The following is a 21,851-nucleotide window of genomic DNA, read 5'->3' on the forward strand; positions in this document are numbered from 1 at the left end:
CATGCAGTTGTCCGTTCACGGCATTGATACCTTCGTCGCGACCGGCGGCCGGAAATTCAATTCGTCGCAACCGACCATCGTGCTTTTGCACGGCGCCGGTTTCGATCATACCACCTGGGCCTTGCATAGCCGGTGGTTCGCCCATCATGGCTATAGCGTGCTGGCGCCGGACTTGCCGGGCCATGGCCGCTCGTCCGGTGTACCGCTGCCGACGATCGCCGACATGGCCGACTGGACCGCCGCACTGCTCGACGCCGCCGGAACTGCAAAGGCAAGGCTTGTCGGCCATTCCATGGGATCGTTGATTGCGCTGGAGACCGCCGCACGGCACCCGGCAAAGGTCTCGGCGCTCAGCCTGATCGGAACGGCGGCGACCATGACGGTCGGGCCTGATCTTCTCAAGGCGGCGGAGGCCAACGATCCGGCCGCCATCGATATGGTCTCGATCTGGGGCCTTGGTTTTCAGGCGGAACTTGGAGGCAGCCTCGCGCCTGGCTTGTGGATGCACAGCGGGGCCCAGCGCGTGCTTGAGCAGTGCCGGCCCGGCGTACTGTTCAGCGATCTTTCCGCCTGCAATGCCTATCAGGGGGCGCTGGCCGCCGCCGCGCAAATAACCGTGCCGACCACGTTCGTTCTCGGCGAACGCGACATGATGACACCTGTGAGAGCAGGCAAAACGCTGGCGGCCGCGCTGCCGAATTCACGCACGGTAATGCTGCCCGGCGCCGGCCATATGATGATGGTCGAACGGCCTGACGAGTTGCTGGCGGCTTTGCAAGGCTGAATTGGTCCGGTGCTGAACTCGTTCCGGCTGGGCAGCACGAGGCCCGGCCGATCCGGTCATCCCGCCGCTGCGACGCTCCGTTGGCACGACAGTCAATGCCAACTTGCCGAGTCCAGCCTTGGCCAATTCCGCCGGGTGGAAGGCGGCTTGCACTGAACTCACGAATGGTTAGCTTGCGCGCTGAGTCGCGGTCGCAATCGCTGTCCGCCGTGCTTTTCACCGAGACCCCATGCCCACCTTTACGCCGCATCAGGATTCCGCGCTGAAGGCTGTTGCCGACTGGCTGAAAGCAAAACCCGGCAAGAACGGCACGCCACCGGTATTTCGCCTGTTCGGCTATGCCGGCACCGGCAAGACCACGCTGGCGCGGCACATCGCCGACGGCGTCGATGGCGAGGTAAAATTCGCAGCCTTCACCGGCAAGGCCGCCCTGGTGATGCGCAACAAGGGCTGCGACAACGCCTCGACGATACACTCGCTGATCTACCGCGCGCGGGAATCCGGCGTGGAGCAGCCGAGTTTTGAGCTTTGGGACGACGCGCCCGCATCCAAAGCAAAACTGATCGTGATCGACGAATGCTCGATGGTGGACGCCGAACTCGGCCGCGACCTGATGTCGTTCGAATGTCCGCTATTGGTGCTCGGCGATCCCGCGCAGCTGCCGCCGATCCAGGGCGGCGGCTTCTTTACCGATTGCGAACCCGACGCGATGCTGACCGAAGTGCATCGCCAGGCGCAGGATGATCCGATCGTGCGGATGTCGATGGATGTGCGCGAGGGCCGTGAACTCGATATCGGCCGCTATGGCGAAAGCGAGGTCGTGTCGCGCTCTGAGCTCGATCCGGACAGGGTGATGAGCGCGGACCAGGTTCTGGTCGGGCGCAACAACACGCGGCGTTCCTACAACATGCGGGTGCGGCAAAAGCAGAACATCGAGGATCCCCTGCCGGTGGCCGGCGACAAGCTGGTCTGCCTGCGCAACAACCGCAAGAAGGGCCTGTTCAACGGCGGATTGTGGCGCGTGAAGTCGCGCGCACAGTCGAAATCGAAAATCGTCACCATGCGGCTCTCGCCAGACGAGGATTTCGGCCACAAGGTCACGAAAGTCTCGGTTCGCGGTGACTGCTTCGGCGGCGCGATCGAGACGATCCCCTGGGAGCAGCGCAAGCCCTATGACGAGTTCGATTACGGCTACGTGCTCACGGTGCACAAATCGCAGGGCTCGCAATGGGACGACGTGGTGCTGTTCGACGAGAGTTTTGCATTCCAGGACAGCCGCGCACGCTGGCTCTACACCGGCATTACGCGGGCGGCGAAGCGGCTGAGCGTGGTGGTTTAATTTCGGCCTCTCGGCCGTCGCACGCTCTTGCGTCAAAGAGAATGAAGATGACGAAACGTTTCAAGGTCGGCGACCACGTGAGCTGGAATTCAGAGGCCGGGCGTGTCCGCGGCAGGATTATTAAGGTCCATACACAAGACGCCGACTACAAAGGACACAGGCATCACGCCAGCCCCGATGAACCGCAATATGAAATCAAAAGCGATAAGACGGACCATATCGCGATGCATAAGGGATCGGCCTTGAAAAAACTCAGCGGAAAGTAAGCCATTTATAACTCCCGATCGCCAAGCCGGATCTGCGAGGCAAAGCAGCCTAAAGAATTTACAACAGTTTCGCTTGCTCCGGCGGATAGGTAATTCGCGTTCCTTCCACCTGAGCGAAGGGCGTGAGCTTGTGCGTGCGATAACTTCTCTCTGAGAGAATCTCCATCACCGGCACGGCGCGCGTACTCAGCGCATCGGCAACCAGGGAGCGGTGACATCTCCATGGCACCGCTTCGGCGCACATGATGGCAACGCGCTTTTGATGACTCATCTGAATCAGCGTTTCCAGCGCGTCCCGAAACTGCTCCGTTTGCATATAATCGGCGTAGCCGCGAAAGCTTGCGTTGCGCCATCCGGTATTCGGGGAATCTCTACGGGCGTGCCGCAAACCACCCAGGGTTTGCATGGGCACATATTCGATGCCCTCAGCCGACAGCGTGCTGGCCAGCGCGTTGTCGTTGAATTGCGGGTTGTGACGCGAACGGGGTATCGTGCGGATGTCCACGAGACGTTCGATGCCATAGGCTCGCAGTAAGGCGATGAAGCGCTCAATGGGCAACGTCGAATGACCGAGGGTGAAAATAGCACCTTCTGGCCAATGCGCTGCTTGCGGGGGAGCATGTTCGCTCATGGCGGCCTGCCTGATTGCACGGGCTGCCGTGTCAGGCGCTCCTTCGTTGTCCTGATACGAGAGCCGTTCCGCATATGTAATCAACTTAATCAGCCGCAGCCATCATCGGGCCGCGCCCTGTGCGGGCCCGCTGGCGCTTGCGGCAGGCCCATGACGGGCCATGTTGTGTCACTTCGGATTCGGAACGTCGAGATCGCCATCCGGCCTTTCATACTTGCCGGCGCGGCTCAACTTCACGGCGTTGCCGAGCGCGTGCGCCGCGTTGCGCGTCTCCTGCTGAAAGGCTTCATCCTGGTCGAGCGCTTGATGCGACGTCGCGTAGGGCTGCATGTAGCCGATGTAGCCGTCCACCTCGGCAGTTCGGCTGGCCTGGACCAGCGACATGTCGGTAAGCCAATCCGACAGCGAGCGACGCAGCGTCTCGGCGCCCGCCGCGTCGCCATGGACCACTACCGCGAAATGGCGGCCATCGAGATGCTTGGGATAAGGCCAGCCCTTCAATTCGAGCGCCTTGGCTTCGTCGGGCCTCTTGCCGTGAGTCGAGGATGGATCGGGATTGCCGCCATCGGCGCAGACCAGCCGGTCAATCATCGCTTTTAGGCCGGTCGGCGCATGATACCAATTCACCGGCGCCACGATCATGATGCCGTGCGCGGCGACCCACAGCGGGTAAATCTCGTTCATCCAGTCGTCGGTCTGGCCAAGCGAGTAATTCGGATAGCAACTACATGGCCAGTGGCACAGCGCCATCGAGGTGGAGACGCAGGATTTGCAGGGGTGGATCTGCCTGCCGAATTCGGACGCCAGCCGGCTTAGGTCAAGAATATCGACAGCAAACCCCATTTCCTGAAACACCGGCTCGGCGATTTTGACGAGCCGCCAGGTCTTTGACATTTCGCCGGGACAGGTCTGGTCGCTGCGCGAAGAACCGTTGATCAGGAGTATGCGTGGCGTCTCGCCGGCGTCATCATGACGCCGCTGTGCGGCGAGAATGGCTGCGCGCGCCGTAAGCCAATCCTCGGAGATATCGTAGTCCGGATCGGCGAAGCTTGGCCCCGCCTTGCGTGTCACCGGCGATTTTCGTGAATTGATATAGCCGTCCCATGCCACCGCCACGATGGCGTCGAGTTCACGCCGCAGCGGCTCGAAAGCAGGATCCTTGAAGCGGCCGCGATAGCGTCTCTCGAATTCCTCACGCGACAGTTCGACGGACGGCATTCCCTTGCGAACATCGATCGAGGCCATCACATGAATTCCCGACTGAAAGAATTAAGGCAAGGTGGCCCGCCAGCCGGTTTCCAACGCGGCGTCCCAGGTCGCGGTTCCTGTTTCCGTAACGCCTTGCATTTGTGCGGTTTTTGTTCACGAACTCGTGTGCATCAGAGCGTAACAACTCCCGTCCCGCTGCGTATCTCGGGGCGTCGGAGAGAGCCGCACCGATTGCGAAGCGCGGCTTCCGCTCTAAACTGCCGTCAAATCCGCCCACCAGAGGAAGCCCCCATGTCCCCTAGCCAATTCAGCCGCCTTTCGCTCTGCGCCGCCGCGATCGGCGCGCTGGCTCTCACCGCTCTCCTGGCCGGGCCTTCGCGCGCCGCGGAAGACGCCGTCATCATCCCCGCTCCAACCGCGGACGTTCAGGCCGCCAACGGCATCCAGACCGCCGTCATCGCCGGCGGCTGTTTCTGGGGCGTGCAGGGCGTGTTCCAGCATACCGCCGGCGTCCTCAATGCCGTGTCCGGCTATGCCGGCGGCAGCAAGGGCACCGCCAACTACACCTTGGTAAGCGCCGGCACCACCGGCCATGCCGAGTCGGTCGAGATCAAGTACGATCCGAAGAAGATCAGTTACGGCAAGATTTTACAGATCTTCTTCTCAGTCGCGCACGATCCGACGCAGTTGAACCGCCAGGGGCCGGACAGCGGCCCGCAATATCGCTCGGCGATCTTCACGACCAGCGACGAGCAGAAGAAGGTGGCGGAGGCCTATATCGCGCAGCTCAATGCCGCAAAAGTCTACAAAAAGCCGATCGTGACCAAGGTCGGGCCGCTGGAAGGGTTTTATCAGGCGGAGGCCTATCATCAGGACTACCTGACGCTGCACCCGAACCAGCCCTATATTGTCTATAATGACATTCCGAAGGTCGAGAACCTGAAGAAGATTTTCGCGGAAAACTACATCGAGAAGCCGACGCTGGTGAGCAGCGTAAAAGTCACCAACTAGAGGCCGTGTTCCTCCGTCATTGCGAGGAGCGAAGCGACGAAGCAATCCATCTTTCCCCGCGCAGAGGTATGGATTGCTTCGCTTCGCTCGCAATGACGATCAACTAAAGGAGATTCCATGTCCGACACCAAAACATCCGGCAAGATCGAGAAGAGCGAAGCGGAGTGGCGCAAGGATTTGACGCCGATGCAGTATGCGGTGCTGCGCGAGAAGGCGACCGAGCGGCCATTCTCCGGCGAATACGAGCATGAGCAGCAGCCTGGCACCTACATCTGCGCCGGCTGCGGACAGACGCTGTTCGCATCCGACGCCAAGTTCGATTCCGGCTGCGGTTGGCCGAGCTTTACCCAGCCGGCGGTGGAAGGCCATGTCGACGAGGAGCGCGACATCAGTCACGGCATGATCCGGACAGAGGTGCTTTGCTCGAAGTGCAACGGCCATCTCGGCCATGTCTTCGAGGACGGCCCGGGCCCGACCGGACTGCGCTATTGTATCAATTCGGCGGCGCTGAAGCTGCAGCCGAAATAAACCTGCCATTCGTTTTCAACTTGTTATCCGCCCCGCGCGACCAAGCCTTGGTTGCGCCAGCAAGTTTGCGCCCCGATGCACGGGAAGTCGGAGAAAGCGACCAAGCCCGAGAACCGGAAGAAGCTCGCCGAGCTGGCGGATGCGCACAGGAAGATCGCCGGTGAAACCTCACGGCGGTGCTCGGTGATGTGGAGGACGTGAATCAGGCTGTGTTCCAGCTGCTGACTATCTTTTCGCTCCGGGACAGCGCATCGGTGAGTTTGGTTGCGGACCCAGCTCAATCAGCGCAGGCGCTTCGGCAGTTTTGGGAGTCTGTCAGCGTTGAACTGTGGTATCGGCCTGCTCGGCTCCGGTGCAGTCGGCTGTTGTTCGGTGAGAATGAGCGTTCCCTCAAGAACCACGCCGGGGAACTGTTCCGCCGTCCCTACATACCTGGCTGTCTTGCCGGCACACGTTCCCTCGAGCTCCAGCTTAAGTTCTTGGTCGTCGCCGAAGACCGTTGGCTGCCCTTCGATGTGCCTCTTTGTCGTGAGGGTCGCGGTGAATCGATCTCCGTGGACTTCGCAAGTGCCGTCGTAGGTCATGACGCCATCACGGCCCCAGATCTTGCCGTCTGCGAGATGAGCAATGCCGGTGCCTTGGCCGAGCGGGGTCTTGAACCACGCCGCGTAAGTGCCGTCCTTGAGCATGGGAAAACCCTCTCTCATCGGTGTTCACAAGACCCCAGATGATCGGCAATCATCACTAAGGCTCGGTTAATCTCTGTACCCGTGCAAACACGGGTATGGCGCTCAACAACCGGTATTGACGAAATCGGTCAGGGGCTACTTCACTTCTATAAGGCGCAGAGTTTGCGCGAGAAGGTCGCGACCTTACGTGCCAACACGGAAGTCACCACGCGTAGCGCACCACGCCCTTGCCGGCGTAGGAATCGGTGACGTCGGAGAACTCGCCCTCGAAGGTGGCGGCGAGGGAGAGGCCGCCGATGAACTTCATCTCGGCGGAGGCGATGGTGAGCGCGGCGTCATACGCCTGCGCCGTGCCGTTGACGACAAACGATGCGCCGGGCAGCGTCTGGAAGTTGGCGGCGATATTGCGGTCGGTGTTGAAGCCGGGCTTCATGTTTCGGGGATCGCATCCCGCTCATCAATCCGCAGCGCGGCATCTTCAAACCGCAGCGAGAACCGAGTATCGATCACTTATTTCTTGGGTATAGCTGCCGCCGTGATAATTTCCGCGATAGGGATTTGCTTCAGCGACGCAGCTTCTGAACAAACCCTTCGCTTGATAGCATAAGTTCGTCGGCAGGCAGATGGAATGCGAATGGTTCGCTGCTTCTGGGGGCCCCATGAAACCCTTACTTACAGAGATCCGCCAAAATCCCCTGCTCTGGTTGCTGGTCTTTGTGCCGGTGCTGTTCACCGCTCAGACGCTTAACCCGGAAGCGCACACGCTGCTTTTTGTGCTCTCCGTCCTGGCAATCGTCCCACTGGCCGCGCTGCTGAGTCACGCCACCGAATCCGTCGCGGCCAAGACGGGCGATACGGTTGGTGGCCTGCTCAACGCCACGCTCGGAAACCTGACCGAACTTGTCATTGCGCTCACCGCGTTGCACGCCGGGCAATATACCCTGGTGAAGGCATCCATCGCCGGGGCGATTGTCACCAACACGTTGTTCATGTTGGGCGCGTCGTTTCTCCTTGGCGGACTCAAGCACCACATGCAGGAATACAACAGGGCCAGCGCCCGCCTGCAGGCGGGCCTGCTCTTTCTGGCCACGGTCGCAATCCTGATTCCCTCGGCGGTCACTGAAGCCGATTCGGCGGCGGGGTCGGCGTTCACCGAGACGTTGAGCGTCAGTCTGTCGGTGCTGCTCATCGCCGTCTACGGACTGGGCCTGTTGTTCTCACTCAAGACACATCGCGAGTTTTTCGGAGGTGCGGAACACACGGAGGCCGGCGAAGCACCGTGGCCGCTGGGCCTGGCCCTGGGCACGCTGGCCGGCGTCACGGTACTGGTCGCGCTGGTGAGCGAGGTGTTCGTCGAGTCGGTGCAGGAGGCTGCGGTGGCGTTCGGGATGACTCCCGCGTTCGTGGGTTTCATCGTCGTGGCGTTGGTGGGCGGTGCGGCGGAGATGGCCTCGGCGTTTTCCGGCGCGCGCAAAAACCGGCTGGACCTCAGCGTGGGCATCGCGCTGGGGAGTGCATCCCAAATCGCGCTCTTCGTCGCTCCGGTGCTGGTACTGCTCAGTTACGTCATCGGCCCGACACCGATGAACCTGCAATTCTGGCCGGGGGCGGTGGTAATGATGCTCATCGCCGCCATAACCGCGTCCCTCGTGACCAACAGCGGGCGCTCGGCATGGTTTATCGGAGTGCTCGTGCTGATGGTGTACCTGATTTTCGCCATGACGCTTTACCTGTTGCCGCCTCGGCTACCGAGTGAAGGTACCATGCCTCGAAACACAACTGAACACTCTGCTCACCGCGCATACCATGTAAGCGAGCTCAACTAACTTGACACCGCCGCGCCGGAAATCAAAAGGTCAAAGCATAAAGCCGATGCTACTTTGGCTTAGGCCCAAATTGTAGCGAGTGCCTAGTCGTCACTTTGAGCTGGATCCGACCGATAACGCCCACATCGCCGGAGCGATCTGCGTATTGCCGGCGCCCGACCGGACTGCGCTACTGTATCAATTCGGCGGCGCTGAAGCTGCAGCCGAAGTAGACCGACCGTCATTGCGAGCCGTCGCGCGAATTCGCGCCCAATGACAAGCCCCGCGAAGCAATCCAGAGCATCCCAAATGTGGCTACTGGATTGCTTAGTCGCTCTGCTCCGCGCAATGCCTAAAAGAACGATTTGATTCCACGGTTGCATTTTCGGCCAGACTCTGCGGAACGCCGGCAGTCTGAAATGCATTGTCCAAATGATGGATGATTTCACATCTGCGGAAATCGAGACCGGTGACACCACGATATTCGTGCGTACATTCGGGTCGGGCCCGCCGATTCTGCTGCTGCATGGTTTTCCGCAGACCCACCTGATGTGGCGCGCCGTGGCGCCGCTGCTGGCGCCCGAATTTACCGTGGTGTGCGCCGATCTTCGCGGCTACGGACGGAGCGGCTGCCCAATCTCCGCTTCCGATCATGCGCCTTATGCGAAGCGGGCTATGGCGCAGGATATGATTGTCGTGATGGAGCGGCTTGGATTTCCGCGCTTCTGCGTCGCCGGACACGATCGCGGCGGCCGGGTCGCCTATCGCATGGCCCTCGATCATCCGGACGCTATCGAGCGGCTCGCCGTGCTCGACATTCTGCCAGTGGAGACGGTGTGGGAGCGCGCTGATGCGAGGTTCGCGCTTGGCTATTGGCCGTGGTCGCTGCTGGCGCAGTCCGAGCCGCTTCCGGAAAGCATTCTTGCCACATCGGCCGAGGCCATCATCGACAATGCGCTCGGCGGATGGGGTTCTCGTTGGGAGGTCTTTCCGCCGGAAATTCGCAACGCCTATGTCGATGCGCTGCGCGACCCCGCTCATGCGCATGCGATTTGCGAGGAGTACCGCGCCGGCGCCGGCATTGATCGCGTACATGACCGGGCAGATCGCGAGGCAGCGCGCAAAATCCGCGTCCCGGTGCTCGCCCTGTGGAGCGCGCAAGGTCCGCTCGACAGCTGGTACGCCGAGGGACCGGTTGTGCTGTGGCGCCAATGGGCCGACGACGTCAGGGGATACGCGCTCGAGGGCGGGCATTTCTTCCCGGAAGCGGCGCCCGAGCGGACCGCAGAAGCCCTGCGGGGGTTTTTTGCGGACCCAAAATAGGGTTCCACTGATGGAACCAGGGGCCGGATTATGCTTTTCTACAGCGGCGGTGAGACGGATCGCCCTACGTTCCGCCTGTTGGGGAGAGTGCCATGTCGCTCGGAATGATACTCGTCATCATCCTGATCATTTTCCTGCTCGGCGGGTTCAGCGGCCGGTTTGGCGGCTACGGCTATGGCATGGGGCATTCCGGAATGGGCCTTGGCGGCGTCATCCTGATCGTGCTGATCATCCTGCTGCTGCTTAACAAGCTATGAACCGCACAAGACATTGAAATCGCGAGCTTTATTCCAAATTTCGCCTTCGGGTGAATGGATTCATTATGCGGCCCCTGAGGATTCGCATTTCTGCCAAACGAGCTTATATTAGGCCTGTTCCTGAAATGACGTGTACCGGCGGCGCCGCGTGGCCCGCCCGTTCGATCCGTTCGCGATTGTCATTCGCGTTCTCACTAAAAAGATCAGAGGTCCCTGACCATGGCTTCCTTCAGCTTCAACACTGCCGCCGAATTGTTTCCAGCCGCGATCCGCAAGAAAAAGCGGGCGGGCTTTGCATATCGGCGATTTGGCACCGCGGCCGAAGCGGTTCGCTTCGCGATCGAGGAATTGCCGGCGGATTCGCTGAATGGCGCCTATCTGCAGGTCGATGAAGCCCGCTTCGACCAGAGCGGCATCCGTACACTGTATGAGAGCCAGGACTTTCCGCTGCCGCGCCGCCCCCGTGCGCCCGAGCCGGCGCCAGCCAGCGACAAAGCGGACGCCGACGCAGCCTAACCTCAGCCACCAGGCATATCCGCCCTCGGATCAAGTCCGAGGGCGGGCTTTTCCGGATCGTGCGCTCTATTGATTTTGCGCATGATTTCCGGACAAGCGAGTTCGTTTGTCTGGGAAAATCGGCACGCTCTTTGTCCGGATCATGCGCTCTTTTGTTGGCGCAGGATCTTTCGGAAGACCGGTATCCACTTTTCCGGATCATGCGCTACCGCGGCTGCTTGTCCATCCAGCGCCGCAATAGCCGCACGTTGCGGACATTGGCGCGGAACATCACGTCGAAGGCATCGCCCGCCAGCGGCACCAACCCGACCACGCCGTCCAGCGCGACATTGCTCAGCATACGTGCTGTGACGTGCCAGGGAGCACCGAGCGCACGCGCCTCACGCACCAGCCACAGCGAAATCGCAGTCGTAATGATGTCGCCTATCACCGGGATCAATCCGATGAGGCCGTCGATGCCGTAGCGGATGTTGGTGCCGGGCACGACGAAGGCGACATCCAGAAGCTTGGCCAGCGCATCGAGCCGCGCCAAGCGCTGCTCGCGGGTGAGATTGCCGAACGGATTGGCGCTGGAATTGCCGAAGTCGAACCGGAAGCCTTGAAACCGATCGCCTAACGATTCCGCGGGGATCTCGCGCCCCTCCTGATCGATGATGGGGCCGCGCGCCTCCGCGCCGCGAAACGTGGCGCGGAAAGTGTTGCCGGAACGCGCAGTGCTGCGCGGATAGATCTCGTCATTCGACATCGTCATCAGATGGTAACGCGCCGCAGCGGCGCAAGTTGCGTCACGCCGTCGCGCTTCCAACCTGCGGTAACCAGCTATTTGCGGCCGGACCCATCCTCATGCGGTCGCGGGCTTATCGACCGTCTTGTGCGCCACCCATGACGCGATCGCCCCCGGGATAAGGCCAACAAGGCCATAGAGGACGAACTGAGTGACACCGCTTTCCGGTCCCCGGGAGCCGTAGAACAATTCCGCCGCGGTGAAGGCGATCGCGCCGACGATCAGCATGCGGACAACCGGGCCAATTCTCTTGACGTGGACGAGAATATCATCGACCGCACCCAACATCAGCGAAGGCAGGATGCCGAACAGATAGCTGTACTGCAGCGTCTTGGCGAACACCACAAACAGCTTCTTGACCTCCGCATAGTTGGTTTCGGTCCAATATCCCGACATATAGGTGGTCACGAACAGCAGCAAAAACCCGCCGATGAAGGGCCCCAACGCCCCGAAAATCAAATACCGCTTCATGCCCCCACCTCGTGCCGCCCGTGTTTTGCCCGGTATAGCAGTTTGGTTTGTAATCGAACTACGTGAACTTGCATCATCGCTTATCCGCGATAGCTATTTTCATTATGCCAAACCAGCGAGGATCGATCGAGTTGCCGCTTTGGGTCAATCGGCTTTGCAACCGCTTGTCCATGTAAAGCATAATAGTGACGACCGTTCTCGAATTCCTCCTTAATGCGCCGACTGACCTCAAATTTCATTTCCGGCGATATGGTCACATACCCGGCATCAAAGAGGCTGTGAATGTCGCGCCGAAGAAGAATTCCGTTTGACGCTTCGTGTGAGCCACCGTCTGCGAATGGACGAATGTGAGCAGCATCCAATGCCGGAAGCGTCCTCTCTCCTGAAATAGCGCAACGTCTTTGATAGTTGTCTGTAACGACTATCCGGAATGCACCCTGCCCAAGTCGCGGGCGAACGAGAACAGGCTCGCCGTATCGCGCCTGTTGTTCTGCGAATCCGACCGATGCCAAACTAGTCAGACCATTCTGAACTGCATTCCAAAGCACAAGGCCATCAGCGTTATCAGTGGAGTAGCCCTTGAAAGAGACGATATTCGAAGACCAGCTATCTGGCATAGGTATCCATCGTTCCTCCGGTAGGAAGAATGGCTGCGTGAGCACACGACATCCAATTACAAAATCGCTGCGATCGTCGGATGCGGAGCGTCGATACTTCGCGATACGCGCCCGCATTTCCATCGACGAATTGGCGCCGTTCGACCCTCCAAAGGCCTCCCAAGCTAGCGAGCAAGGAAGCGAATTTGCGTACGCGAACACACCTCCGCCAACGATGAAATTTCGTGGTGCGTGAAGCTTGAACAGAAATAGCTCGCCCGGTTCTAGCGCGCGAAAACTTTTGGCAGACGGCGACCAGAAATTAACTTCGGCCAATTCAGGCTTGAACCTAAGATGATCAAACCAATCGCCGTCGGTAACCGCAACGACCAGCCGTACCGCCATCCACCGCATCCCCGTGAGACAATCGATAGATTGAATGTCGTTGATTTCGGGACAAATGGAAAGGACCGGCTAGCTACCTCCCTTTCCGACGAATGCCGGTTCAAGCGCGGCAACGTCAGACCAGATTAGTCGGCCCCTATTCCCCCCACGCCGCGAACGCGTCGTTGAACGCGCGGTCGCCGGGGGCGCCCTTTTCGATGGCGATGATGGCGCGGCGCTGGTTGACATAAACCAGCGGCACGTCGAACCACGAGCGCTCCTTCAGGAGTTGCAGGTTGCGTGCGCGGTCGGCCTCGACATTCGACAAGCCCACCAGGAAGAAGCCATCGGTGACCTTTACTGCCAGCCCCGCCAACGGCGTGCCGCGCGCCTGCTCGTTGGATTTCATCAGAATGCCCGGGACGTTGCCGACGCCGCCGCCAGTGAAATCCGGCGGCAGGATGAAGGTCAGCTCCGCGGTGTGGCTTGCCGGCAGCGAGGTGTCGGTGTTGCGGCGGAACGACATCGTCATCTTGAACTTGCGGTCGGGGATATCGATGTCGGCTCGAACAGCGATATCGGCCTTCTGACCGGCGGTGGCTTTGATCTGTTCAATGCGCCAGATCACCGAGCCGACATACTGCTTGCCCTTGGGATCGGAGGGATCCTCGTCATACAGCACCACGCGCTGCGCCACCGGCGCGACCTGCTCCGACGAGGGCTGGCCCACGCGGTCTGGAATCTTCGGCTTCGACAGCGGCGCCGAGGTGTCCTTTGGCGCTTCCACGATTTGGGAGGGCTTGAACAGGCCGCTCACGGTCGTCACCAGCGACTTGCCCCACAAGACCGCGGCGCCGACCAGGATCAGCACGATGCCGACGGCGATCGCGCTCTTGAACGGAAACATCGCGCCGCCGCGCGCCCGCTTCGTCGCAAGGTCCGCTGCCGGACGCGGGCGCGGCCCGAACGGCTGCTGCGCGTAGCGCTCGGCCTCGTCAACGGACTCGTCGTACGAATAGAGCGCGTCGGGATCGGCGCCGCGATTTTCCATGTTCGGCTCGAGCCGGTCGAACTCAGGTGAGGGCGACGGCACGTTGGCATAGGTCTTTCGCGCAGCGCGGCTGGCTTGCGCCGCGGCGCGGCCGAGATCGTCGGCGTCGGCGGCGATGTCGCGGAAGCCACGCACGCCCGGCGCCTGCGGAGCGGTGTTGTCGGGGCCGCGCCGCGGCGCGCCGGTGCGTTCGCGGGTCGGCGGCAGCTGCGGATCCTGCATCGGGATTTGCGGCTGGGACTGCGGAAGTTGCGGCCGCGGCGGCGGTGCGTCGGCACGAAGGTTGCGCTGCAGGCGCGGGTCCTGCCGGTCTTCCTGGCCGAGCGGCGGACGTTCGTTGCGTGATGCCGGCGGCGAAGGCGGGCGCGGACGCGACGGCGGCGAAGGCTGGGATGTCGACGGTGGCGGCGCCGGTTCGGCCGGCCGCGCATTGGGCCGGGTGGTGGCGCGGAACGCATCGCCGGCGCGGGCGCCGCCGGAGCGCGGGGCGTCCCCGGGGCGCGTGGTGTCCCGGGCGCGCAGGGCCGCTTCGGATTCGACCTTGCGCACGGCCTCCTCCAGCGACAGCCGCTCGCGGGTGATTTCGGATTCGCTGAGCGGCGGCTGCACGCTGCGCAGTTGCGCGATCAACGCGGCGCGCGCCCGTTCATAAAGCGCGCGGCGGCTCTCGCCGGGGGCACTGGGATCCAGTCCGGCGATGGCGCGGGCGATCAGTGGGTAGTAGTCAGCCATCTCTGTTCAACATTGAAGGCTTTGCGGTAACATCTCGTTAAGCCTCAAACGGGTTCTGTACCAGAATAGTATCTTCGCGTTCCGGGCTGGTGGAAAGCAAGGCGATTGGGCAGCCCACCAATTCCTCGACCCGACGGACATATTTGATCGCCTGTGCCGGCAGATCCGCCCAGGAGCGGGCGTTGGCGGTCGGCTCCTTCCAGCCTTCGATGGTCTCGTAGATCGGCACCACCCGGGCCTGCGCCCCCTCGCCCGCCGGCAGATGGTCGATTTCCTTGCCGTCCAGCATGTAGCCGACGCATACCTCGATACTGTCGAAGCCGTCGAGAATATCGAGCTTGGTCAGCGCCAGGCCGTTGATGCCGCAGGTCCGCACGGTCTGGCGCACCAGCATGGCATCGAACCAGCCGCAGCGGCGCGGGCGGCCGGTGTTGGTGCCGAATTCGCGGCCGCGCTCGCCGAGCCTGCGGCCGATCCCGTTGTCCTGCTCAGTCGGAAATGGCCCCTGACCGACCCGGGTCGTATAGGCCTTGCATATCCCCAGGACATAGCCGACCGCGCTCGGACCGAGGCCGGTCCCGGTCGCCGCCTGCGCCGCCACCGTGTTGGACGAGGTGACGTAAGGATAAGTGCCGTGGTCGACGTCGAGCAGCGCGCCCTGGGCGCCCTCGAACAGGATGCGCTTGCCCTCGCGGCGCTTCAGGTCGAGCAACCGCCACACCGTTTCCGCATACGGCAAAAGTTGCGGCGCCAGCGCCGTCAGCTCCTTCAAAATTCCAGCGCCGTCGATTTCTTCCAGCTTGAGCCCGCGGCGCAGCGCGTTGTGGTGCGCCAGCAGCCGGTCGATCTTGTGCGGCAGCGTGTCGAGATCGGCGAGGTCCATCAGCCGGATCGCGCGGCGGCCGACCTTGTCCTCATAGGCCGGCCCAATGCCGCGCCGCGTGGTGCCGATCGCGGTGGCCGCGTTGGAAGATTCCCTGAGCGCATCGAGTTCGCGATGCAGCGGCAGGATCAGTGTGACATTTTCGGCGACCCGCAGATTTTCCGGGCTGACGGCGACGCCTTGCGCTTTCAGCTTTGCCACCTCATCGAGGAAGGCCTGCGGGTCGAACACCACGCCGTTGCCGATCACCGCCAACTTCGACGGTCGCAACACGCCGGAGGGCAATAGCGCCAGCTTGTAGGTCTCGCCGTTGATGACGAGCGTATGGCCGGCATTGTGGCCGCCCTGGAAGCGCACGACGATGTCGGCCTGCTCCGACAACCAGTCGACGATCTTGCCCTTCCCTTCGTCGCCCCACTGGGCGCCGACGACGACAACATTGGCCATTTCGCGCGTATCCCCTCTGCAACCATCTTCATACGAGCATGATCTCTTGGGAGAACCGCTCCGCACCCTCGAATCAAGTCCGAAGGCATGCTTTTCCGGATCATGCGCCCAGCGTAAATCACGGCCGGGGCCGCTCGCATGCGAGGCACCCATTCGGATAAAGGAAGCGGGCTATCGACGCAAGCAAGAACAGGCCTTTCAGAGGGGTGATAGCTGGGTTCAACTCATTGATATCCCCTGAAAATTTGTGGTTGCGCCAAGGCAGAAAATCTCGTTGCGAGCCTAAACCGGAGCGGGCGTGATGGTCGGCCTTGTAAACGTCACCCTGCAAGGCAAAGGAAGCTTACGGGATCAGGCTTTATGTCCAGAATCACCCGCGCGACTCAGGCGCTGCAGAAAGCCGGCGTGGCGTTCACGCTCCACACCTATGCCTACGATCCTGATGCCGAGCGGATCGGCTTGCAGGCCGCCGAGGCGCTCGGCATCGAACCGCGACGCATGCTGAAGACGTTGATGGCGAAGGTCGACGGCAAGCCGGTCTGTGTCGTGGTGCCGTCGGATCGCGAGGTCAGCATGAAAAAGCTTGCCACGGCGTTTGGCGGCAAGACCGCGAACATGATGAGCCCGGCCGATGCCGAGCGGCTAACCGGATATTACGTCGGCGGCATCAGCCCGTTCGCCCAAAGAAAGCGGGTGCCGGTGGCGATCGACCAGGCGGCGCTGGCCGAGACGAGTGTGTACCTGAATGGCGGACAGCGCGGGTTGCAGATCGAAATCGATCCCAACGACATGGTCAGGGCGCTTGATGCGATCGTACTGACGCTGACGAGTTGAGTGCCGGCGGTATCCGACGCCTGCTCGTATCCATCGTGCTCAACGGAGGATTTGGCTATGAGAACCTACTACTCCCCCGTGGCGATCGCCGATCGGCTTTGACCGCTTCTTCGATCTGGTCTCCGCGGCGAATGCTCGCCGCGGAGGTTCCTTGCGTCCTGTTCCCGCAGACGACGAGGCCCCCGGCGCATGGTCGCGATGCATGTTGTGCCATTGATGCGCGGTGAAAATCCGTGTCTGTGACATAGGCTGGGCAAAAACTCCGGCCCGGTGCCAAACATCGGGCCGGCGCCGCGGCGTCATTGAACCCGGGACAAGAACCGCCGCCTTATGTCTGCATCCGATCCCACCTCGAGCGCCGCGGCTCCCGGCAGCTGGCTCGCCAACCAGCCGTATCTGCTGCTCTCCATCACCGCGCTGTGCTGGGCCGGCAATGCCATCGTCGGCCGCCTCGCCGCCGGACATATTCCGCCGGTGACGTTGTCGTTCCTGCGCTGGTCGTTCGCATTTCTGATCATTCTCCCGTTCGCCTGGAAACATCTGGTGCGCGACTGGGGCGCGATTCGCGCCCGGCTCGGCGGCATGATCGTGTTCTCCGTCACCGGGGTGGCCGCCTTCAATACCATGCAGTACTGGGCGCTCGAACACACCCAGGCGCTCAACACGCTGCTGCTGCAGTCGGCCGTACCGCTGTTCGTGGCCATCTGGTCGCTGGCGTTGCTCGGCGTCCGCTTGACGCTGGCACAGGCCGGCGGGATCGCGCTGTCGATGACGGGCGTGCTGGTGATCCTGCTGCGCGGCGACCTGACGGCGCTCACAAGCATCGAGCTCAACAAGGGCGACCTCATCGTCACCGTGGCACTGGCGATCTTCGGGCTATATTCGGTGCTGTCGCTGAAGCGGCCGGAAATTCACGACCTGTCCTTTGTCGGCTTCACCTTCGGCTGCGGCGCGGCATGCCTCATCCCTCTCTGGATCTGGGAATTGATTTCGCGTCCGGTGATGCAGCTGGACACCGCGAACCTGCTGTCGCTGTTTTACGTCGCGGTATTTCCCTCGACGCTGGCTTACCTGTGCTTCAATCGCGGCGTGCAGCTGATCGGCGCCAACCGCGCCGCGCCTTTCTTTCATGCGGTGCCGGTGTTCGGATCCGCGATGGCAATCGTCTTTCTCGGCGAACACCCGCAGCTGTTTCATATCATGGGCTTTGCGCTGGTACTGACCGGCGTCTTCGTTGCTTCCCGGAAGCCGGCGAATGCTGGTTAGTTTGCATCGACCGGCAGGGATTGATCGCAATTCCCGCTCGTCAGACCATGACATCCAGCCTCAAAAGACGGAGTGGCCGTCCACATACGCACCGTACGTTGCTGCCGAGGATCAACACGTTCGGCTGGGGCATGGCAGGCCTTGCTTCGCTGTCGGCTGAGGAGCGTTCGGCAGCAAAACGGCGATATAGCCCGCCTATCCCATCTTGAATTTGCTGTAGGCCTCGCTGGTGGCGATGATCACGTGTTCGGCGCAGCCGTTGCGGCGATGCGGATCGCTCAAATTCTCGTAATCCGCCGACGTCATCATGTCGAGAAATGCCGCGACATCAGGATAATACACCAGTGCCACATAATCCCATTTGTTGCCGTGTTGCGGGCCGAGCGCGACGCCCTTGGCGTTGCCGGTCCACAGCAACGTTCCGCCGCGCGCCTTGATCATCGGCACGGTCAGGGCGCTGTAGCGCAGATAGGCATCCCAACCGCTGCCGTCGCCATCTAGCGAGCGATCGTGGAACCGCATCAGGTTCACCATCACGACCGGCCCCCGATGCTCCAACTCTTTGAGTCCTTCGATATTCAGCAAATCCACGCCCATGGCCGTCCCCTTGGTTACGCTCAATAGGATCAGGACATTGTAGCATTGCAAGCGCGGGTCTTGTCGCACGGCATGAATCCGGCACAACTCCACCTCACCCGATGACTAGTCCCGCGCCAGCGCCGCCTGTCCCCGCTCCGGTCAGATGGCTCAGCAATCAGCCCTACCTGCTTTTGAGCCTGACTTCGCTGTTCTGGGCCGGTAATATCGTGCTGGCCCGCTACGTCGCCGACCACGTGCCGCCGATGACGCTATCTTGCGTCAGGTGGATCGGTGCATTTGTCATGGTGCTGCCGTTCGCTTGGCCGCATCTCCGGCGCGACTGGCCGGCGTTGCGCGCCCATCTTCCGTTGATAGTGCTGCTCTCGGCGACGGGCTTCGCCGTCAACAACGCGCTTTCCTACTGGGCGCTGCACTACACCCAGGCACTGAACGCGCTGTTGATCCAGTCATCCGGACCGCTGTTCGTGGCGCTGTGGTCGCTGTTGTTGTTCGGCGTGCGCCTGACATGGGCGCAGCTCGCCGGCATCCTTATTTCGCTCGCGGGGGTGCTGACCATCATCCTGCGCGGCGACATCGGAGCGATCGCCAGCATTCAGTTCAACAAGGGCGACGTGATGCTCGGCGGTGCGCTGCTGGCATTCGGGCTCTATTCGGCGCTGATGCCGCGCCGGCCGAAGACGCATCAGCTGTCGCTGATTTCCTTCACCACCGGCTGCGGCGCGCTGCTGCTGTTGCCCTTTTCGATCTGGGAGTTCTCAACCGGCTTCACGCTGAAGTTCGACGCCTTGACGGTTGCGACCCTGATCTACGTCGTGATCTTTCCCTCCACGCTGGCCTATCTGTTCTTCAACCGCGGCATCGCGCTGATCGGGCCGAACCGGGCCGCGCCGTTCTTTCATCTGATGCCGGTATTCGGCTCGGCGATGGCGATCCTGCTGCTCGGCGAACAGCCGCGGTTGTTTCATCTCGTCGGCTATGTGCTGGTGCTGGCGGGCGTGGTGATCGCGTCGCGACGGGCGTCGGCCGCTGTATGAACTGTCAATTGCGACGCCATACAGGCTTTCGCTTTGACCTTTAGCAGGCTAGCCTGCTCGGCAACAAACGATCAAGAAGCGCTCTTGGGGAGACGGAACGGAATGATTTCGATACAACGCTTGCGTGCGGCTGCCGTATTCGTACTGATTTCCGCGGGGCTGGCATCGGCCGCGACCGCGCAGACCGGCTACCCGAACCGAACCATTACGCTGGTGTTGCCGTTCGCCGCCGGCAGCGGCACCGACACCACGACGCGCATCATTTCGCAGCACCTGGCTGCCGCGCTCGGCATCGGAATCGTCATCGAGAACAAGCCGGGCGCCAACGGCATGCTCGCCGCGACCTACGTCGCGCGCGCAGCCCCCGACGGCTACACCTTGTTCGTCACCACCAATACCACCCACTCCGCCAATCCGTTCCTGCTCAAGACCCTGACCTACGATCCGGTCAAGGACTTCACGCCGATCGCGCGCACCGGCGATCTGCCGTTCATGCTGGTCGTGCATCCCGACGTGCCTGCGAAGACCGTCGCGGAACTTGTCGCTTATGCCAAGGCCAATCCCGGCAAGCTGACCTATGCCAGCGGCAGCTCGTCCGCGATCGTTTCCGGTGCGACGTTTGCGCATAACGCCGGCATCGATATGTTGCACGTGCCCTACAAGAGTTCGCCGCCGGCGATGAACGACGTGATCGGCGGCCGCATCACCATGATGTTCACGGACGTGCTGACCGGGCTGCCGCACGTCAACGGCGGAGCGCTGCGCGCGCTGGCGGTCACCACCAAGGACCGCTCGCCGCTGGTGCCGAACCTGCCGTCGATGCAGGAAGCCGGCGTGCCGGATTTCGACATCACGTCCTGGCAGGGCTATTTCGGTCCCGCCAATCTGCCGAAGGAGGTCGTGACAAGACTTAACGCGGAGATCCGCAAGATCGTCGAAAAGCCCGAGATCAAGGCGCAGCTCGCCACCCTCGGCATGGATGCATTCTCCGGCACGCCTCAAGAGCTTGCCACGTTCGTCAACGACCAACTGGTGCTGTGGGAAAAACTGATCAAGAACGCCCGCATCGAGAAGCAGTGAGAAGCGGCGCCCGCCGCGCCTCCTGCAATCGCCGAACGCGGCGCTTTCACGGGATTCGCCTGCGATTTGCGCGCAAGGCGTACGATTGGCAGAATGATTCACCCCAATGTATAGTGAGACCGTTTAGTGCTTTCTTGCGAAGCCCTCCGTAGAAGTACGGGACACAAAAACCGCCGTCGTCTCGAAGGCAGCGGGATTGTGCGAGAAGCTTTTCAAGGGCGCTGAAATCGGGAGGCTGTGGCCGCAAGCAACACCGAAATGTCAAATCGGGAGCAGGAAATGTCGAAATTCAGGATTGTGACGCCGAAAGGCGCAAGCTTCACGGTCGCCGGTGGCGGTTACGACTACGAGAAAGAGGCGCTCGATCCGATCGGTGCCGAGATCGTCGAGGCGCCGGCCAATGAGGCGGAATTTATCGCCGTGGCCCGGACGGCCGATGCCATCTATGCCAAGGGCATGCCGATCTCGAAAACCATCATTGATGCCCTGGAAAACTGCAAGGTCATCACACTCGGCAGCGTCGGCGTCGACAGTGTCGACGTCAAGGCCGCCACCGCCCGCGGCATTCCCGTCACCAACATTCCCGATACCTTCATCGAGGAAGTGGCCGACCATGCCATGATGCTGTTGCTGGCGGGCTTTCGCCGGCTGGTCGAGCAGGACAAGATGGTCCGCGAGGGGCGCTGGACCGAGGGCCGTCCGGCCCTGCTCAAAATTCCAAGACTGATGGGGCAGACGCTGGGTTTCATATCGTTCGGACGGGTGGCGCGCGCCGTCGCCAAGCGCGCCGCGCCGTTCGGCCTGCGGATGGTGGCCTATGATCCCTTTATTTCGGAGACGCTGATTTCCGATCACGGCGTGATGCCGGCAACGTTGTCCGAGGTGCTTTCGCAGTCCGATTTCGTGTCGATGCACGCGCCGGCGCGTCCCGAAGTTCACCACATGCTCGGCGAAAAGCATTTCCGGCAGATGAAGCCGAGCGCGATCTTCATCAATACCGGGCGCGGCGCGACCGTGCATGAAGAATCGCTGATCAAGGCCTTGCAGGAAGGCTGGATCGCGCATGCCGCGCTCGATGTGCTGGAGAAGGAGCCGCCGTCACACAACAACCCGATGCTCGGCATGGAAAACGTCACATTTACGGCCCACGTCGCCTCGGCCTCGGCACGTTTCGACGAGGCGCGCAAGCGCCGCGTGGGCTACGAATTGTCACTGGTCCTCTCCGGGATGTGGCCGGTAAGCTGCGTCAACCCGTCGGTACTGCAAAATACCTCGCTCCGGCGATGGCAGCCTGTCAGCATGGAGCGCGGCCCGAACAGCTAAGGCACGGA

At 61.7% G+C, this 21,851-nt stretch carries 23 protein-coding genes and 1 pseudogene; 14 read left to right on the top strand and 10 right to left on the bottom strand.

The genetic code is table 11. The features are described from left to right. The first annotated feature begins 1 nt into the window (after position 1). The 3 genes from N554_RS0115595 (at position 2) to N554_RS0115605 (ending at position 2,389) form a co-directional block, all read left to right on the top strand. Positions 2-784, top strand: a complete 783-nt coding sequence (locus N554_RS0115595; protein ID WP_029584319.1) for an alpha/beta fold hydrolase — start codon at positions 2-4, stop codon at positions 782-784. Positions 785-1,013: 229 nt separating this feature from the next. Next, on the top strand, positions 1,014-2,123 hold the full coding sequence (locus tag N554_RS0115600) for an ATP-dependent DNA helicase (protein ID WP_029584320.1): 1,110 nt from the start codon (positions 1,014-1,016) through the stop codon (positions 2,121-2,123). A gap of 47 nt (positions 2,124-2,170) precedes the next feature. Beyond that, a complete protein-coding gene (locus N554_RS0115605; RefSeq protein ID WP_029584321.1) occupies positions 2,171-2,389 on the top strand; it encodes a hypervirulence associated TUDOR domain-containing protein in 219 nt (72 codons plus the stop codon). Between the two features lie 58 nt (positions 2,390-2,447). On the opposite strand, the gene N554_RS0115610 is transcribed toward N554_RS0115605, so the two are convergent. After that, a complete protein-coding gene (locus tag N554_RS0115610) occupies positions 2,448-3,020 on the bottom strand; it encodes a DUF488 domain-containing protein (protein ID WP_029584322.1) in 573 nt (190 codons plus the stop codon). A gap of 168 nt (positions 3,021-3,188) precedes the next feature. Next, a complete protein-coding gene (locus N554_RS0115615; RefSeq protein WP_029584323.1) occupies positions 3,189-4,265 on the bottom strand; it encodes a flavodoxin family protein in 1,077 nt (358 codons plus the stop codon). 255 nt (positions 4,266-4,520) lie between these two features. On the opposite strand from N554_RS0115615, the gene msrA reads away from it, so the two are divergent. Both msrA and msrB read left to right on the top strand, forming a co-directional pair. Continuing rightward, positions 4,521-5,240, top strand: a complete 720-nt coding sequence (gene msrA, locus N554_RS0115620) for a peptide-methionine (S)-S-oxide reductase MsrA (protein ID WP_029584324.1) — start codon at positions 4,521-4,523, stop codon at positions 5,238-5,240. 117 nt (positions 5,241-5,357) lie between these two features. Then, positions 5,358-5,768, top strand: a complete 411-nt coding sequence (gene msrB, locus N554_RS0115625; protein WP_029584325.1) for a peptide-methionine (R)-S-oxide reductase MsrB — start codon at positions 5,358-5,360, stop codon at positions 5,766-5,768. Positions 5,769-6,049: 281 nt separating this feature from the next. On the opposite strand, the gene N554_RS0115635 is transcribed toward msrB, so the two are convergent. Together N554_RS0115635 and N554_RS0115640 are read right to left on the bottom strand one after the other, a co-directional pair. After that, positions 6,050-6,457 carry a hypothetical protein gene (locus N554_RS0115635; protein ID WP_029584326.1) on the bottom strand — a complete coding sequence of 136 codons (408 nt, stop codon included), beginning with the start codon at positions 6,455-6,457 and terminating at the stop codon, positions 6,050-6,052. A 202-nt stretch (positions 6,458-6,659) separates the two neighbouring features. Beyond that, positions 6,660-6,878 (bottom strand): annotated as a pseudogene (locus tag N554_RS0115640) (autotransporter outer membrane beta-barrel domain-containing protein); the annotation flags it as partial. A gap of 238 nt (positions 6,879-7,116) precedes the next feature. On the opposite strand from N554_RS0115640, the gene cax reads away from it, so the two are divergent. From cax to N554_RS0115665, 4 genes are all read left to right on the top strand, one after another. After that, a complete protein-coding gene (gene cax / locus N554_RS0115650) occupies positions 7,117-8,283 on the top strand; it encodes a calcium/proton exchanger (RefSeq protein ID WP_051677513.1) in 1,167 nt (388 codons plus the stop codon). A gap of 411 nt (positions 8,284-8,694) precedes the next feature. Continuing rightward, the gene (locus N554_RS0115655; protein WP_029584329.1) at positions 8,695-9,585 is read left to right on the top strand and encodes an alpha/beta fold hydrolase; all 891 of its coding nucleotides are present in this window, start codon (positions 8,695-8,697) and stop codon (positions 9,583-9,585) included. 92 nt (positions 9,586-9,677) lie between these two features. Further along, positions 9,678-9,842, top strand: coding sequence for a DUF3309 family protein (locus N554_RS38345; RefSeq protein ID WP_081851280.1), 165 nt, complete (start codon positions 9,678-9,680; stop codon positions 9,840-9,842). Between the two features lie 219 nt (positions 9,843-10,061). Continuing rightward, positions 10,062-10,358 (top strand): hypothetical protein, encoded by a 297-nt coding sequence (locus N554_RS0115665; RefSeq protein WP_029584330.1) that lies wholly within the window; start codon positions 10,062-10,064, stop codon positions 10,356-10,358. A gap of 205 nt (positions 10,359-10,563) precedes the next feature. Here the strand turns inward: N554_RS0115665 and N554_RS0115670 are convergent, their stop codons facing one another. From N554_RS0115670 to N554_RS0115690, 5 genes are all read right to left on the bottom strand, one after another. Continuing rightward, a complete protein-coding gene (locus N554_RS0115670; protein ID WP_029584331.1) occupies positions 10,564-11,109 on the bottom strand; it encodes a DUF4112 domain-containing protein in 546 nt (181 codons plus the stop codon). 90 nt (positions 11,110-11,199) lie between these two features. Next, positions 11,200-11,613: a DUF5413 family protein gene (locus N554_RS0115675; RefSeq protein WP_029584332.1), complete on the bottom strand. Its 414-nt coding sequence runs from the start codon at positions 11,611-11,613 to the stop codon at positions 11,200-11,202. A gap of 80 nt (positions 11,614-11,693) precedes the next feature. Continuing rightward, positions 11,694-12,614: an HNH endonuclease gene (locus N554_RS0115680; RefSeq protein WP_029584333.1), complete on the bottom strand. Its 921-nt coding sequence runs from the start codon at positions 12,612-12,614 to the stop codon at positions 11,694-11,696. 136 nt (positions 12,615-12,750) lie between these two features. Then, positions 12,751-14,376, bottom strand: coding sequence for a hypothetical protein (locus N554_RS0115685; RefSeq protein WP_029584334.1), 1,626 nt, complete (start codon positions 14,374-14,376; stop codon positions 12,751-12,753). Positions 14,377-14,413: 37 nt separating this feature from the next. Next, positions 14,414-15,706 carry an adenylosuccinate synthase gene (locus N554_RS0115690; protein WP_029584335.1) on the bottom strand — a complete coding sequence of 431 codons (1,293 nt, stop codon included), beginning with the start codon at positions 15,704-15,706 and terminating at the stop codon, positions 14,414-14,416. 360 nt (positions 15,707-16,066) lie between these two features. On the opposite strand from N554_RS0115690, the gene ybaK reads away from it, so the two are divergent. Both ybaK and N554_RS0115700 read left to right on the top strand, forming a co-directional pair. After that, complete coding sequence (gene ybaK, locus N554_RS0115695) at positions 16,067-16,540, top strand: Cys-tRNA(Pro) deacylase (protein ID WP_029584336.1); 474 nt, start codon at positions 16,067-16,069, stop codon at positions 16,538-16,540. Between the two features lie 330 nt (positions 16,541-16,870). Beyond that, entirely contained in the window at positions 16,871-17,806 is a 936-nt protein-coding gene (locus tag N554_RS0115700) for a DMT family transporter (protein WP_029584337.1), read from the top strand. A gap of 195 nt (positions 17,807-18,001) precedes the next feature. Here N554_RS0115700 and N554_RS0115705 read toward each other — a convergent pair whose 3' ends face one another. Beyond that, positions 18,002-18,403, bottom strand: a complete 402-nt coding sequence (locus N554_RS0115705) for a DUF1330 domain-containing protein (protein ID WP_029584338.1) — start codon at positions 18,401-18,403, stop codon at positions 18,002-18,004. A 101-nt stretch (positions 18,404-18,504) separates the two neighbouring features. Between N554_RS0115705 and N554_RS0115710 the strand changes: the two genes are divergently transcribed. The 3 genes from N554_RS0115710 (at position 18,505) to N554_RS0115720 (ending at position 21,843) form a co-directional block, all read left to right on the top strand. Then, positions 18,505-19,440, top strand: coding sequence for a DMT family transporter (locus N554_RS0115710; RefSeq protein ID WP_029584339.1), 936 nt, complete (start codon positions 18,505-18,507; stop codon positions 19,438-19,440). A 102-nt stretch (positions 19,441-19,542) separates the two neighbouring features. Further along, positions 19,543-20,520, top strand: a complete 978-nt coding sequence (locus tag N554_RS0115715) for a Bug family tripartite tricarboxylate transporter substrate binding protein (protein WP_029584340.1) — start codon at positions 19,543-19,545, stop codon at positions 20,518-20,520. 279 nt (positions 20,521-20,799) lie between these two features. Beyond that, on the top strand, positions 20,800-21,843 hold the full coding sequence (locus N554_RS0115720) for a C-terminal binding protein (protein WP_029584341.1): 1,044 nt from the start codon (positions 20,800-20,802) through the stop codon (positions 21,841-21,843). Positions 21,844-21,851: the final 8 nt, after the last annotated feature.

This window comes from Bradyrhizobium sp. URHD0069, from assembly GCF_000701345.1.
Taxonomy (GTDB): domain Bacteria; phylum Pseudomonadota; class Alphaproteobacteria; order Rhizobiales; family Xanthobacteraceae; genus Bradyrhizobium.